We start from the raw sequence: 14,933 nt of genomic DNA, 5'->3' as shown, positions 1-14,933 counted from the left end.
TATATTTTGATTAAAAACAATTCAAAGGTCAGCAAATACCTGCTGACAATTATAAGCTAACTGAGGTTTTTTGTATGCAAATTGAGGATGGCGGCAGGCCTTTACTTGAACTTTTTATTCTAACGATAGCGAGGGTTTAAGAATCCTGTTCTATCAAAAAACGGTGGTGGCTGTTGCAGAACTCCAATAAATTATAGTTTTTGCTTTTATAAAAGTGGGGAAATGCGTAAATTAAAGGCATGCAAGGCAGAAAGGACTATACCGAAAAGCTGTTCACCAGCTTTCAGCTATCAAGCCGGGTTCCCAAGGAAAACCTGTACCGCAGACTCCGCGAAACGCTTGATCTGAGCTTTTTATACAAAGACACAAAAGAACTTTACGGCAAGACCGGCAATCCATCGATCGATCCGGTAGTTTTTTTTAAGCTCCTATTAACTGGTTACCTGGAGAATATAACCTCTGACCGCAAACTTGTAGAGCATTGCTCTATGCGGATGGACGTATTGTACTTTCTTGGTTTTGATATTGATGAAGAGTTACCATGGCATTCAACTATCAGTAGAACAAGGCAGCTTTATCCGTCCTCCCTGTTTGAAACATTGTTCAACAAAGTATTTACCCTATGTGTAAACGGTGGTATGGTATCTGGCCACACGCAGGCAGTGGATTCTGCACCGATCAAAGCTAATGCATCTATGGAAAGTGTCGTGCTGAAAGTGCCGGCGACATCCATAGACAATCACTTGAAAAAAGTAGAGGATGAGAACCAGGAAGGTAAAAACAAGAACGATCCACCTAATTTAGTGCAAATTACTGCACCGGAGCATCAGTTAAGGCGAGTAAAAAAGCATCATCAAAAGTTACTTGATAATCCAGTTGGGGCACCAGGGGCATCACATGAAAAAGCACAACTACTTAGTAACAAAACACATTACAACCCGCATGATCCGGATGCCCGCATATCAGTAAAGCCAGGCAAAGCAAGAAAGCTAAATTACCACTGCAGCATGGCCGTGGATACAGCCGAAGGCGTTATTAGTCATATTCAGGCTGATTTTGCCGATGGTAGGGACAGTCAATACCTACCCACAGTGGCTATGCAGGTACAAAACCGATTAAAGAAAAACGAACTTGCACTGACGGACCTGCTAGCAGATGCAGGTTACTCTAATGGCTTTAACTACAAGTTTCTTGAACAAAGAAATGTTCAGGGATGGATTGGATATTCCGTACTTCTTGACCAGGCGATTCCGTAGGATGTAGACCACCGATTTGTGTAGTCAGCATATGGAAATTCAAATTTATAACCAATGAGTTATGATGGTCAAAGTGTTCCGGAACTGATTGTCTGAAATTCTGGAACGAGGTGATCAATCGCCGCGGAATTTCCACAAATGTCTTTGCTATCATTTGAACAGCTATAAAAAACTCATTACTTAGGCATTTATAGCAATAATAGTGTTAAATTTATGGTAATTGGCTCTAATTGATGATGATGAAAACACTCTCCTTTATACTGCTTATGTTAGTAATTCCATTTCTTTCTAAATCTCAGGATAGTTTCAAGATTGTAGGAGATATTAGTGGTTTAGGAAGCGGAAAACTGATTTATTTAATTTACGATTCAGGCGACAAACAGATAACAGATTCAACAATTATTCAAGAAGGCCGTTTTAGTTTTAAAGGCAGCATTGATTTTCCCGTATACGCGTCTCTTTTCTTGAATAAAAATCCATATGTAGCCAGGCCTTCTAAAAGTGAAGTCACAGATTCCTTTAAATTTTACTTGGAAAATAGCCCTATGGACATGTTAGCAACAGATTCATTAAAGAACATTGTCATCACAGGTTCTCTGGGCAATAAGCAAAACGTAGAACTACGGTCAATGTTCAAAGCCAATGATGTAAAATTTGCTTTGTTAAATAAAGCATTTAATGAATTGCCCGAAACAAGCAAAAAGGACAGCTTAACGTTGGCTCAACTTCGCAAGCGCGAGGAAGACATCTTAAATGAGTCCTACGATATTTATCTAGATTTTGCTAACATCCATCCAGACTCTTATTTGAGCGTACTTGTTTTGTCTTATGTTGCTTCGCAACCTGGAAAAGTTAAACAGGTTAAAACGGTTTATGATAAGCTTTCTTCATACCTTAAAAAAAGTCCATTGGGAAGCGGCATTCCGACCATTTTAGCCTCTCATCAAGTGATTAATGTTGGGAAACCTGCTCCAAACTTTGAACTTAAAAATGCAGGGGGTTCTCCTGTTCGGCTTTCAGACTTCAGAAATCAATTTGTATTACTTGATTTCTGGGCTAGTTGGTGTGGGCCTTGTAGAGCTGAAAACCCTAATTTGGTTAAGGCCTATGGAAAATACAAGGGTAAAGGATTTCAAATAGTTGGAGTTTCCTTAGATTTCCCCGGCCAAAGAACGGCATGGTTAAAAGCAATCGAGACAGATAAATTGAGCTGGCCTCAGATTTCCGATTTGAAAGGCTGGGATAATGCCGTTGCGAAGATATATGGCATTCGATTCATTCCCGCTAACGTTCTAATTGATCCAACAGGTAAAATTATTGCTGTGAATTTGAAGGGGGATGAATTGAAAACAAAATTGGAGGAACTACTCAAAGTCAATTAACCTGCAAACTAAAGCAAAACCCCATTATGTCAAAAGGAATTGTTATTATGCTCTTTCTATGCAGTATTATCAAGATTCAGGCACAATCATTAAACAATGCACTCCTCGAACAAAAGTTCAGGCAATATACTAAGGCCAACCCATCCACATCTTTATTTTTACATATCGATAAAGGCATATACACAAATAATGAAAGTATATGGTTTAGTGCTTATTTGTTAGGTTATCCGACTGAATTCAAGAGTCATACACTTCTGAATGTATTATTATTCAGTAACGAATCACGCAAAATAGCCATTCAGCACAAGTTAAAAATAGTTGATGGCCTGAGCGCTGGAAGCATCTCATTACCAGATACCATTCCACCGGGCGATTACCAATTGGTGGCGTACACAAATGTATTGGACGAACATGGCTCACCAGTGGTGATGTATTCTACCCCTGTAGTTGTAAAAAGTATTACGGAGCAGAGCTTTAGCAGCAATGTACAGCTGCTTGATACCGTTGTTACCAATGGCGCTGTCAGGGCAAGAATTGTCTTGAAAGGCATAACAGCTAAACCCAAATTGTGGCCCACTGTCAGTTATTCCGTAAACAATAATTTTGCAGATTCGATTTTGTTGAAGAAAGATACACTGACGATTACAATTCCTGAAAAAGACACGAGGGGCCAAAATCCTCGGTTATTGGTAGCGATACGTTACAATAAACAGTTACAACACCTGAGTATTGCCCTGCCTGAAATCGAACAAAATCGGATCAAGGTGAAATTCTTCCCTGAAGGCGGGAGTTTTCCGGCAAACTTAACTTCCACAATAGCCTGGGAAGCTAAAACGGATAAAGGTTTGACTCTTGCCATGACGGGGATCCTTTTGAAAGACAAGCAACCCATCGATACGCTAAAAACAAATGCTTATGGCGTCGGGAACTTCAAGCTTAGGCGCGATGGTAAAAGTGATTATGCACTAAAAATTGTGAAGGGAACCAATCTCAGCAAGGATACCGTTTTTAGCGTGCCCAGGTTTGCTAACAGCTCCGTAACACTGCATCTTGAGCAGGCAGTTGTTAAGGACACGCTTCAAGCCACCTTGTTTGCAAAGGAAAGCATACCAGTGAACCTACTACTGCATAATGATCATGGCGAATATGTAATGTTCCACACCCAGGCGTATGTTCCAAAAAGAATTTTGAAATTACCCTTGAATATGCTGCCAAAGGGTCTTACCTCAATTGCCATCATAGACAACAATGGTAAGCCTTTGGCCGAAAGATTATTTTTCGCACACTATGATGAGCAATTGAAATTGACGACTGTAATGGAGAAATCAATCTATAAAACCCGAGATTCGATAAAAATTAAAATAAAACTGGCTGATAAAAATGGTAAACCGCTAGTAGGCTTCTTTTCTGCAGCTGCTGTACAGGAAAATCGGCTCAATAGCAGTTTTGAAGACATAGAAAGTTATCATTATCTGAGCAAGGGTCTGGGACTCTTACCTAAAGATCCATTGGGGAACAACTTTCGAAATCAGGAATATATCGAGGACATATTGCTCATTAGAAGCTGGCGAAAATACACTTTACAGCATATTTTAAATGGTTATCCTCAGGATACACTTTCAACCAATAACATTCCAATTATTACAGGGATTGTAACAAGAAATAACAGGCCTTTAAAATCGGCGGTTACGCTTGCGGTCTTTGGAGGAATAAACTCTTCAATGATAACTACTCAAAACGATGGCAAATTCATTGTGACACCCGAACAGCTGCTCAAAAAACCGGAACAAAAGATCATTTTAAAAGTAGTTGGAGAAAAGAGTGGTTATAAAACCGAGATAAAAGACCCTTATGCAATTATTAGCAACACAATAGCACAACGATCCAACACAGACATTTCCGGCGCCCTGGCAAAACACTCAAACGTTGCTGACCAGAGTTTAAAGGGATTAACCAATAGCATCGGCTTGCAGACGGTCGAAATTAGAGGTAACCGACGCAATAATTCTGTTAGTGGCTTTAAAGGTGAACCTGGGACTAATGCCTGTGGTGATTATGTCGACGAATTTAACTATTTAAATTACCCATATGCCATGCGTAAGTTTAAGCCCGTCGTTGGTAAACAATATTTAATAAGAACAGACCTGGACGTCGAACGTAACATGTTTAAAGTAGATGCCGTGTATTATCATGGTTGTACCACTGAAGAAAATGCTTTGGGCTCAGCCGTTGAAGGTATATATAGCGGTCAGGAATATACTAGAAATTTGGAATTTGAAGGTAATCTTTATCAATCAACCCTGTATTGGCAATCGAGATTAGAAACTAACAAAGCAGGAGAAGCTGAGCTTGTATTTAAAGCAGGTGACCTGACAGGCAACTTCCGGCTCGTAATCCAGGGCGTTAGTGGTGATGATGTGTTTTTTGCGACAAGCACCTTTATTGTTAAGTAAATGAAGCTGCCTCATAAATTCCCTTACGCCAAGAAATCAATCTCTATAATGGAAAGTGAATATTCCACTAAACGGTGGAATAGTGACATATTAGGTTCCTAAATACCAAAAATGGAGGTAAAAATGAGAATTATCAAACAGCTATCAGGCCTAGTTGCAAGTCAGCTACTTCTTAAGGCCGAATGGCTTTAAGACCAACCGTGAATTATTTACATGTAGCTAATTTTTAATTGATTTTAATTTACTTTCAAAATAGGATAATTGTTCATTATATATTTTGGGTGCCAAATATGCTTTCTGCTCCTTTAGAAGATTTATTCCCTTAGTGTAGTAAGTCAATGCTAGACCTTTATTTCCTGTGTTTTCCTGCACTTCGCCCATACTGTCATAAAGATTAAGATTGCTTGGATAGATAGAAAGTGCCCATTCAAATATTTGAATCGCTTCTTTATTTTTGCCGGAATAGTAGCAATTATATCCCATCGTATTAAGATCATCCACAAATGGCAGTTTTAAGCTACTCCAGGTAGAAGCAGACTCGTAATAGTCTTTTACACTTTCAATAAAAGATTTAGATTTATAGAATAATTCTATTTGGCTTTGGGACAAAGTAAGTTGGCTATTTAATTCGTACAACCCTTTAAATATTCCCTCCATAGCTGTTGTTCCATGGTTATTATTGTCAAGATTTTTAAATTTCCACCTTAATCCGTGAAAGTTTCTTTTGTTAAGCAAGCTGTCAAACTTAGTAGTTGCAGATTTAAATTTTTCTTCAGTATAATCCCTATTTCCATGTGCTAAGTAAAGAAATTTGTGATTAAATATATCTTTGTCATTGCAACTGTCTAACTTATGAACAATCTGTTCATTATCATATTGGAAATTCGGACTGATGGCTATGACAGCATTAAATAATTCAGGGTGCTTAAGCAAGCTGTAACTAACAAACGTTGCGCCTAGTGAGTGGCCAACTCCTATATTGTAAGATATAGAACGATATTTGCTTTCAATTACAGGTAACACCTCATTTTTCATATGCATCGCTAGTTGATCCGCGCCACCGCTCTTCAGAAACGATTTAAGTCCCTCCTTAGTTTGAGCCTTCGGTGTGAATTCATATTGCCTATTGTCAGATGAAATACCTACCAATATTAATTGCTGCATATATCCCTGTTCCGCAAGATAGTTTGCTGTTGTCTTATAAAAATTAAAAAATCCATCAGATTGAGCATCGAACAAATAGGCAACAATATACTTCTTCTCTAAATTAGGGTAATCATTATAACCGACTGGTAATGCCACCTTTATTTTTCTGACTGCATTGAAAACTTTAGAGTTAATACTTAACGTGTCAAAAGATTGCGCATTAACCGAAAAAGAACTATAAATTAAAAATAAAAAAAGATAAAATCCTGATTTGTTCATTTCATGCATTGGTTTAAATGTAAGTGAATGACATTAGTTGAAAGATGAGTTGCCTATATAAATAAGACTTTGAACAATTGCTTTTGTTACTACATTAAATCTAAATAGGATCATAAATCTGATCGCTATTTGCATTTATATCTTTTAAGCATTTAGTGATTATAGCCTTATCAAATAACGTGGAATAATAAGAAACGATCTCTCGTATCATCTATATGAGAGTTAATAATCTCACATAAAATATAAACTTCAAGAAAAGCTAGAGCATTCCCTGGTCGCTCTAAAATCTAGCGATCAGGGTAGTTCCATACATTCTTGGGCTTCCTAAAAGAAAGGATCCAAATGAGCCGTAAGCAATATATTTTTTATCAGCTATATTTCGTGCCCAGAAATTCAATTCGAAGCTCTTACTGGTTACACCAGCTTTAGCATTAAATAAACTATAAGATGGCTGACTAAGGCCATTTACAAAGTCAAAATAATATTTGTCCAGGTAGCGGTACTCGCCTCTTGCAAAAAGGGCTAATTTCTGCTTACTTCCCGTTAAATCATAAGTATACTGAGCAGCAAGCATTGAGGTAATTGGAGGTGTATTGATGCGAACGCAATTGCTCTATGGCTTTTTGCTTCATTTGCTCATATTCGAGCTGCTCATCTTTTTTCATATTATAAACTGTGTCTCTAAGTTATTAAATAACTATCTGACACAATTTATTTTACACTCTCTATATTTTCCAAACCCAGAGATCAGTCGCGCAATAAAACTGTTATAATTGTCAGAAAAGCCACCAGTACTCCCGTAGAACAAGTCTTAAGAAAAACGCATTTCAACTCTTCAACATTGCCGGTTAACATTGCTGAACAGCGTTGATGGACTACAAGAAACATCTGCAGGACCTGAAAACAAAAATGGCATACAATCATGTGTCCCTTCTGGTGTGTTTTGTCCAGCCCAACTGCTTTTTTACCTTTGCCCCCGTTCAATCAATGCAATTCTTGACTTTACATAGGTAATCACTTCCTTGTGTTTGAATTGATCTGGATTCGTCTTTAAATAAAGCCTGTAGTATTTCAGAGCTAATTGTTTTTTGATGCTTTTGAAATCATTTAAGAGTGCTAAATTGTAATAGACACCTCCATCGTTTTTAAATTCAAGGCTTTTAATATAAGACTTTTTTGCCTGTTCAATCATTGAATCGCTCTCATAGATTTCCCCTAAGGTTTTGTAGTATTTTGAAGTGTAAGGAGAAATTCCAGCCTCAATGGCAAGTAGCATATTTTTAGCGGCGTTGTCATAATGTTTTAATTCTTTATAACATAAGGATGAATAATACAATGTAACTTCATTTTGCTGTTGCAACTTCTTAAGGTTTTCGAATATATCAACAGCTTTCTGAAAATCTTTCTTCAAGTAGTAAGCTTTGCCGATATTGTTTAGTACATAGCTGGAGCTGTCCCCCATACTTAGCAGTAGATTGCCAGTTTCTATTGATTCATCAATTTTTGACAAAGCAATACAAATTGGCATTTTTGCTTTTAACAAAATTATATTAGATGTGTCAGCTTTTAAAGCTTCGTCGATAACTTGGTAAGCAGAATCATTTTTATTAATTAAGTTTAAACTATAAGATAAATCGAATGCAACATCTGCATTCCTTGGTTGAATCGAGTTTGCCTTTTTGAGATACTGGATTTTTTCAATACTTGTTGGCGACAAGATTATTGAAGCTAGCTGCTTATAAACATTAAAATTTGTACTATCTATTTTAGAAATTTTGATATAGTATATTTTGGCCTGTGCGTCATTTCCCCGGCGATGACAGATATTTGCCAGGTTGAATAAAACAAATATATTTTGTGGTTGCAGACTGTTAATTTTAGAATAGAATGTTTCAGCAGCGGTCAGATTACCAGCCATCATATTTGAATATGCCAGTTGTAGGATTTCCTTCTCAACTACTGTACTGTCCGTGTAAATAGATCGAAGATAATCTGTTGCTTCTGCAAATCTTTGAGATTGGTATAGATCAATTAATTTTTCCCCATCCATCTTTGTTGAATCCTGGGCGCAAGACATAAGAGGAAATAGTGAGATCGCTAAGAGAAATACAAGTACAATTCTTTTGTAAATAAGTATCATATGTAGGATATTTGAATTGTTTTTTTGCATAAAAAATTGTTATGAAAGATTAAAAATAACAGGGTAATTCTGTCAATAATGCAACTAATATAGAGTTTGAGGCTATAATTAGCAAATCTGTTTCTTATTTAATAAACATTTGTGAGGTGATAAGAATTTTTAACATCATAAATGTTACATTATAATTTCCTCTTTTAATTATTTGTATCTATATTGCCAATGAGATCTATTTTAAAATTAAAATAATGTCACTTTAGTGCACTGGAGTTTCAGCTATTTTTTTTCCTAATCTAAAGATCTCAGCTATAATTGTTATTAACCTTTAAAGACCACGATCATGAAAAATCAAATTGAAAAATTCAATGCTGAAGCCCTCAGCCCAATGAACCACGAAGAAATGAAAAACGTTTTAGGTGGAACTAAAATTGCTCAAGAATACCCTACAGTAAATAAAGATCGTACCACTGGTGAGATCACTGTAGTTGGCGATACGGACTAATTAATTAAACTGGCTAATATGGATTCCATATTAGCCAGTTTAATTATGGTTTTCAAGTCTAACCTTCTCCGCTTATGATTCTTATTTTAACAACTCATGGAGATCATTCTACCGATCAAACGATAGATTGGTTAACTCACTATAAAGCGAAATACCAGAGAATAAATATTAATGATTTATTGGTGGACCAAACTATTTCCTATAAGATTGACTCGACCCAAGACGAGTTTACGATCAACAACAAAAGCTCTAAAGATTTCACGGTAATTTGGTTTAGAAAGTCTGGAGTATTTCGAAGTTCATATTTAATGTTGAAGTCAAAGAGTATTTTGAAAGATCAATTATCAAGTTTTCTTTCTTTTGAATATGCAGCATTTGTACAATCTTTAAAAATTTCATTTAAGAACGTCACGTGGTTATGTGATATTGAGTCGGTTGAAGCATTGGATAAAACGAAACAACTGATTTTGGCCTCAAAAGCGGGTTTGGATATTCCAAAGTCTTTAATTACAAATGATAAAAACTGTGCTGCCGAATTTGTAAAAAAATTGAATGGGAAGTCAATCATTAAACCACTTGCAGAATCTGAGATTTTTAATGCGGGAGATGCAAAATACAGTATATCACCAAAATTACTGACTCAGATTTTCTTTAAAGCTCTCAAGACTAAAAAATTTCTACCTTCTTTGATTCAAGAATATTTGGATAAAGACATAGAATTAAGGATCTTTTTTTTAGATGGGGACTGCTATGCGATGGCGATCTTTTCTCAATTAGATAACCAAACAAAGATCGACTATAGGAATTATAACTTTGACAAACCAAACAGGTATGTGCCATATGCCCTTCCTACAACTGTAATAGAAAATCTTAAGTGTTTTATGAGGGATGTTGGTTTGAATACGGGCTCTATCGATATGATAAAAACGAAATGTGGCCGTATGGTCTTTTTAGAAGTTAATCCCAAAGGCCAATACGATATGCTGTCAAATCCTTGCAACTACTTTCTGGAAGAGAAAATTGCGAAATCTCTCATCAACAAATTAAATTAATATGTCAATTTTGAATTTTGTACAAAAGCGTTTAATAAAGTTTCTACCCCTAAATGTAATTTCCGCAGATCAGACAGAGTCAAAACGCTTAGCAAAAATCCCAGTGAGCTATCAGAGCCATTATTATGAAAACGATGCCAGTTTAATAATTAATTTCGCTAAGCCTGTCTCAATGAATATCAATTATGGCAAATAGCTACATCAATCTATTTGCCTGCTGTTTAATTGTAAAAGGTAATCGAAGATCCACATTGGTAGATATCCAACGAGGAACATTCATTTTTCTGCCGCTGAACATTTCAGATTTACTACTAACAAGCAGATCAATTACTATTGGTCAAATTTTTTCTTCATACAGTGTAGAAGATGCTGATGAGATTAGTAAATACTTTGATTACTTAATTGAGAATGAATACGCATTTTACACGATGAATCCGGAATCTTTCCCACTCTTATCCTTAGATTGGAAGACTCCGCATCATATAACAAATGCTATAATTGATTATGACAGCGGCTCCAGGTACAATATTGTAGATGCAATCTCCCAACTAGAACATTTAGGGTGCGCAGTTGTGCAGATTCGCTTTTACAGTCGCGTTGGTCTCGAATTTCTTCTTCAGACTCTTAACGGTATTTCAAAAGGCAGCGGAAGAATTCGCAGTCTTGAGTTGATTCTTTGCTTTAACGAGGAGATATCTAAGGAACAATATCGCAAACTAATAAAAAAGTTCCCTAGAGTAATCAAAATCACGGTTCATAACTCTCCCTTTCAATATAAATATCAGTTCCCTGATAGTATAAATGAAATTGAATATATCAACCAGCATATTAAGGATGAGACACATTGTGGGTTTGTAAGTCCAGAATATTTTAGAGCTAATAAATATTTTTTTACAGAATCACAAACGTTTAACTCTTGTCTCAACAGAAAAATTTCAATAGATAAGTTCGGTGAAATAAAAAATTGTCCTGCTATGCAAATAGGCTATGGTAATATTGCAACCATGAGTCTTATGGAAGTAAGCCAGCAATCTCATTTTCAAGACGTGTGGAATATTAATAAAGATAAAATTGATATATGCAGTGATTGTGAATTTCGTTATCTGTGTACAGATTGCAGAGCTTTCACGCAAGATCCGCATAATCGATATAGTAAACCTCTCAAGTGCAAATATGACCCGTATACTATGGTTTGGTCCTGAATCTCAAATAAATTAACGTGAAAAAATTTCCCATATATAAACAACTCGACCGAATGGACTGCGGGCCAACATGTCTACGTATGGTCGCGAAATTTTATGGTAAAAATATAAGCTTACAGAAGTTAAGAGCATTAACTAGCATAAATAGGGACGGGGTATCATTACTTGGAATAAGTGAAGCAGCAGAAAAGATAGGACTTAGAACTCGTGCTTCCAAAATCAAATATGCTACTTTACTACAGATTGATTTGCCATGTATCATTCATTGGGATCAAAACCATTTTGTAATCTTGCATAGAATAAAAGGCAACAAGCACTATATTGCAGATCCCGCTCGAGGGTCAATAGTCTATAGTAAAGCAGAATTTCTCATGCACTGGTCTGGACATGAAAAACAAAGTTACAATGAAGGAATTGTAATGCTATTATCTCCTTCGCCGCTGTTCTTTGAGGTGGAAGAGGATAAAGTCAATGAACTGAGTCTAACTTCATTACTTTTGGAATACACTGCAAGATATAAAAAACTTTTCTGGCAATTGTTATTAGGTTTGTTGGTAGGCAGCGTGATTCAATTGATCATACCTTTTCTCACCCAGTCTGTAGTTGATATAGGAATAAATTCGAGAAATCTCAATTTCGTTTATGTAATTCTTATAGCACAAACTGCACTCTTGCTAGGTAGGATGAGTGTAGAATTCATAAGGTCGTGGATATTATTACATATCAGTACGAGGATAAGTATATCTATTTTAACTGACTTCCTAATTAAGCTAATGAAGCTTCCCATGAGTTTTTTCGATACGAAAATGACTGGAGATATCATGCAAAGAATAAAGGATCAAAAGAGAATTGAAGATTTTCTGACCAGTTCGACCTTAAATACAATATTTTCATTATTTAACCTAATTGTATTTTCTATACTCCTCGGTTATTATAATTCATTGATCTTTGTGATTTTTTTGATTAGTACCATTCTATACACAGTGTGGGTAGTCTGGTTCCTCAAAAAGCGTAGAGACTTGGATTATAAAAGATTTGAAATGAATTCAAGAGAACAGGCCAATCTCATCGAATTAGTGGAAGGAATGCAGGAAATAAAACTCAATAACTGTGAAAAACAAAAACGTTGGAAGTGGGAAGGTATTCAAGCAAGCATTTTTGATTTCAATCTCAAAAGCCTTGCTATTGGACAAGTTCAACAAGCTGGAGCATTTTTTATAAACGAAGGCAAAAATATTGTTATCACATTTATAGTTGCAAAAACTGTCATCGAAGGTGATTTGACTCTAGGGGGCATGGTAGCTATTCAATATATCATTGGACAATTAAACAGTCCAATAGAGCAACTTTTGAATTTTATTCAGCATATGCAAGATGCGAAAATGAGCCTTGAACGTATGATTGAAGTTCACGCTATCAAGGATGAGGAACCTATTAGTAAAACATTTAGAACAATTTTGCCAGATAATAAAACCATTGAAATAAACAATTTGAGCTTTACTTATCCTGGATCCGAAAACAACCCAGTATTAAGAAACATAAATTTTAATATTCCAGAGGGAAAAACAACGGCTATTGTAGGATTAAGTGGAAGTGGGAAAACAACCATTTTGAAAATGTTATTGCGATTCTACGTTCCTGAAGGTGGCGAGATAAGAGTTGGGGCTACTAAATTAGAGCAAATTAGTCCTAAGTACTGGCGGAGTAGGTGTGGTATAGTCATGCAAGAGGGATTTATATTTTCCGATTCCATTGTAAACAATATAGCAGTAGGCGACGAATATCCAGACGAAGAAAAGCTTGAAAAGGCGATTTCAATTGCTAACATTGGCGATTTAATTGACGGATTGCCATTGGGAATACACACAAAGGTTGGAGCAGAAGGAAATGGCTTGAGCCAGGGACAAAAACAAAGATTGCTGATTGCTAGAGCGGTTTATAAAGATCCGGATTATATTTTTTTTGACGAAGCTACCAATTCTTTGGATGCTAATAATGAACGTACAATTATGCAAAACCTGGAAGAGTTTTTCAAAGCGAGAACCGTAGTGATTGTAGCGCATCGGTTGAGCACCATAAAAAATGCTGATCATATTATCGTGCTGAAATACGGAATGATTGTCGAGAATGGCAATCATTACAGTCTTCTGGAAGAACGTGGGGATTATTTTGAGTTAGTCAAAAATCAATTAGACGTAGCGTTGTAAGTATATGCCAGAACAACTATTTATAGAAGATGAACAACTACATAGTGATGATATTTCTACCATCATAACTGCAGTTCCAAAAAAGATTTTGCGTATCGGTACAACTGTAGTGGTTGCTGTGCTTTCGATTATGGTGATAATGGCAGCTAATATTCAATACCCGGATATTATACGGACCTCTCTTAAAGTGAACTCCTTGAATTCGCCAAAATCAGTATTATCAAGGCAAAATGCAAAGCTTGTTCGTATTTTGGTTGCTAACAATCAAACCGTTGCAATAAATCAGGCACTTGCGTATCTAGAAAGCACTGCCAATCACCAGGATATTTTATCTTTACTTCACAGTTTAAAATCTTTGAGATTAGCATTAAACTCAGGTGATAAAGTCTCAATGAAGCTTCCCGGCAACAATTTGAATCTGGGTGAAATCCAGTCGTCTTATCAATTATTTTACCAATCATACTTAGAATTCATTAGCACAACACAAGGTGGCCATTATGTTAGGCAAAAGCAATTTCTAATCAATGATCTTAAAGAAATAGAAAAACTTAAAAAAAATATCAATCAACAAAGATCTCTTCAGGAAAAAGAGATATTGAATGCCGATGAACAATACAAAGCTTATTCAAAACTCATGGAGAAAGGTGTTATCTCAAGAGGGGAATTTAAAAATGAACAAAACAAGTATTTTTCGAGTAAATATCCTCTTCACCAATCTGATGCAGCATTGATCAATAACACTAGCTCCTATTACGCTAAACAAAAAGAAATCCTAGATCTTGATAATATCATTATTCAAGAAAAAGCTAAATTTTTACAATCCTTAAATGCATTGATAACAGAAATCGACGCATGGACACTTAAGTATATATTAATAGCACCTATCGCCGGAAAAGTTGCATTCGCGGGCATTATTCAAGAGAATCAGAACTTGAATACAAATGATGCTATTTTCATCATCAATCCAGGGAATACAGATTTTTTTGGCGAAATCCAAGTACCGCAGTACAATATGGGAAAAATACATGCTGGTCAAAGGGTTGTAATAAAGATGCAAAGTTATCCGTATGAACAATATGGGTTAGTCAGGGGAAGAGTATCTGATATTTCGGATGTTGCAGTGAAAGACAGTGTATTTATTGCCAAAATAAGTCTGGATCGATATGAAAATAAAACTCAGGATAGGAAGATTATTCTAAAAAATGGGATGTTGGGAGAGGCTGATGTTATTACTGAAGAATCATCTATTCTAAGTAGGTTGGTAAATAGTTTTTCCAGAAACCTTACCCAATATGAATAGCTTGGGTCTGTAAAAGA

At 36.0% G+C, this 14,933-nt stretch carries 11 protein-coding genes; 8 read left to right on the top strand and 3 right to left on the bottom strand.

Annotation, left to right across the window (positions count from 1 at the left end; all coding sequences use genetic code 11):
* Positions 1–239: 239 nt before the first annotated feature.
* The 3 genes from FN831_RS26440 (at position 240) to FN831_RS26430 (ending at position 5,091) form a co-directional block, all read left to right on the top strand.
* Positions 240–1,256, top strand: coding sequence for a transposase (locus FN831_RS26440; RefSeq protein WP_142531223.1), 1,017 nt, complete (start codon positions 240–242; stop codon positions 1,254–1,256).
* A gap of 266 nt (positions 1,257–1,522) precedes the next feature.
* Positions 1,523–2,638: a TlpA disulfide reductase family protein gene (locus tag FN831_RS26435; RefSeq protein WP_185960618.1), complete on the top strand. Its 1,116-nt coding sequence runs from the start codon at positions 1,523–1,525 to the stop codon at positions 2,636–2,638.
* A 26-nt stretch (positions 2,639–2,664) separates the two neighbouring features.
* Positions 2,665–5,091, top strand: coding sequence for a hypothetical protein (locus FN831_RS26430; protein ID WP_142531221.1), 2,427 nt, complete (start codon positions 2,665–2,667; stop codon positions 5,089–5,091).
* Between the two features lie 219 nt (positions 5,092–5,310).
* Here FN831_RS26430 and FN831_RS26425 read toward each other — a convergent pair whose 3' ends face one another.
* The 3 genes from FN831_RS26425 to FN831_RS26415 all read right to left on the bottom strand — a co-directional run bounded on the left by FN831_RS26425 (position 5,311) and on the right by FN831_RS26415 (position 8,686).
* The gene (locus FN831_RS26425) at positions 5,311–6,516 is read right to left on the bottom strand and encodes an alpha/beta hydrolase-fold protein (protein WP_185960617.1); all 1,206 of its coding nucleotides are present in this window, start codon (positions 6,514–6,516) and stop codon (positions 5,311–5,313) included.
* A gap of 280 nt (positions 6,517–6,796) precedes the next feature.
* On the bottom strand, positions 6,797–7,090 hold the full coding sequence (locus FN831_RS26420) for a TonB-dependent receptor (RefSeq protein WP_246101775.1): 294 nt from the start codon (positions 7,088–7,090) through the stop codon (positions 6,797–6,799).
* 390 nt (positions 7,091–7,480) lie between these two features.
* Positions 7,481–8,686 (bottom strand): tetratricopeptide repeat protein, encoded by a 1,206-nt coding sequence (locus FN831_RS26415; RefSeq protein WP_142531219.1) that lies wholly within the window; start codon positions 8,684–8,686, stop codon positions 7,481–7,483.
* 307 nt (positions 8,687–8,993) lie between these two features.
* On the opposite strand from FN831_RS26415, the gene FN831_RS27840 reads away from it, so the two are divergent.
* The 5 genes from FN831_RS27840 (at position 8,994) to FN831_RS26395 (ending at position 14,916) form a co-directional block, all read left to right on the top strand.
* A complete protein-coding gene (locus FN831_RS27840) occupies positions 8,994–9,155 on the top strand; it encodes a hypothetical protein (protein ID WP_185960616.1) in 162 nt (53 codons plus the stop codon).
* A gap of 74 nt (positions 9,156–9,229) precedes the next feature.
* Positions 9,230–10,207: a grasp-with-spasm system ATP-grasp peptide maturase gene (gene gwsG, locus FN831_RS26410; RefSeq protein ID WP_142531218.1), complete on the top strand. Its 978-nt coding sequence runs from the start codon at positions 9,230–9,232 to the stop codon at positions 10,205–10,207.
* Between the two features lie 185 nt (positions 10,208–10,392).
* On the top strand, positions 10,393–11,409 hold the full coding sequence (gene gwsS, locus FN831_RS26405) for a grasp-with-spasm system SPASM domain peptide maturase (protein ID WP_142531217.1): 1,017 nt from the start codon (positions 10,393–10,395) through the stop codon (positions 11,407–11,409).
* Positions 11,410–11,426: 17 nt separating this feature from the next.
* A complete protein-coding gene (locus FN831_RS26400) occupies positions 11,427–13,616 on the top strand; it encodes a peptidase domain-containing ABC transporter (RefSeq protein ID WP_142531216.1) in 2,190 nt (729 codons plus the stop codon).
* Positions 13,617–13,620: 4 nt separating this feature from the next.
* Complete coding sequence (locus FN831_RS26395; RefSeq protein ID WP_142531215.1) at positions 13,621–14,916, top strand: HlyD family secretion protein; 1,296 nt, start codon at positions 13,621–13,623, stop codon at positions 14,914–14,916.
* Positions 14,917–14,933: the final 17 nt, after the last annotated feature.

Source organism: Pedobacter westerhofensis, from assembly GCF_900182595.1.
Taxonomy (GTDB): Bacteria; Bacteroidota; Bacteroidia; order Sphingobacteriales; family Sphingobacteriaceae; genus Pedobacter; species Pedobacter westerhofensis.
The sequence above is the reverse complement of the archived record's forward strand: the minus strand, read 5'-3'. Positions and strand labels throughout refer to the sequence as shown.

Coding starts and splice junctions, on each gene's coding strand:
- FN831_RS26440 (WP_142531223.1), top strand. CDS start 240: ATGCAAGGCAGAAAGGACTATACCGAAAAGCTGTTCACCAGCTTTCAG.
- FN831_RS26435 (WP_185960618.1), top strand. CDS start 1,523: ATGTTAGTAATTCCATTTCTTTCTAAATCTCAGGATAGTTTCAAGATT.
- FN831_RS26430 (WP_142531221.1), top strand. CDS start 2,665: ATGTCAAAAGGAATTGTTATTATGCTCTTTCTATGCAGTATTATCAAG.
- FN831_RS26425 (WP_185960617.1), bottom strand. CDS start 6,516: ATGAACAAATCAGGATTTTATCTTTTTTTATTTTTAATTTATAGTTCT.
- FN831_RS26420 (WP_246101775.1), bottom strand. CDS start 7,090: ATGCTTGCTGCTCAGTATACTTATGATTTAACGGGAAGTAAGCAGAAA.
- FN831_RS26415 (WP_142531219.1), bottom strand. CDS start 8,686: ATGCAAAAAAACAATTCAAATATCCTACATATGATACTTATTTACAAA.
- FN831_RS27840 (WP_185960616.1), top strand. CDS start 8,994: ATGAAAAATCAAATTGAAAAATTCAATGCTGAAGCCCTCAGCCCAATG.
- gwsG (WP_142531218.1), top strand. CDS start 9,230: ATGATTCTTATTTTAACAACTCATGGAGATCATTCTACCGATCAAACG.
- gwsS (WP_142531217.1), top strand. CDS start 10,393: ATGGCAAATAGCTACATCAATCTATTTGCCTGCTGTTTAATTGTAAAA.
- FN831_RS26395 (WP_142531215.1), top strand. CDS start 13,621: ATGCCAGAACAACTATTTATAGAAGATGAACAACTACATAGTGATGAT.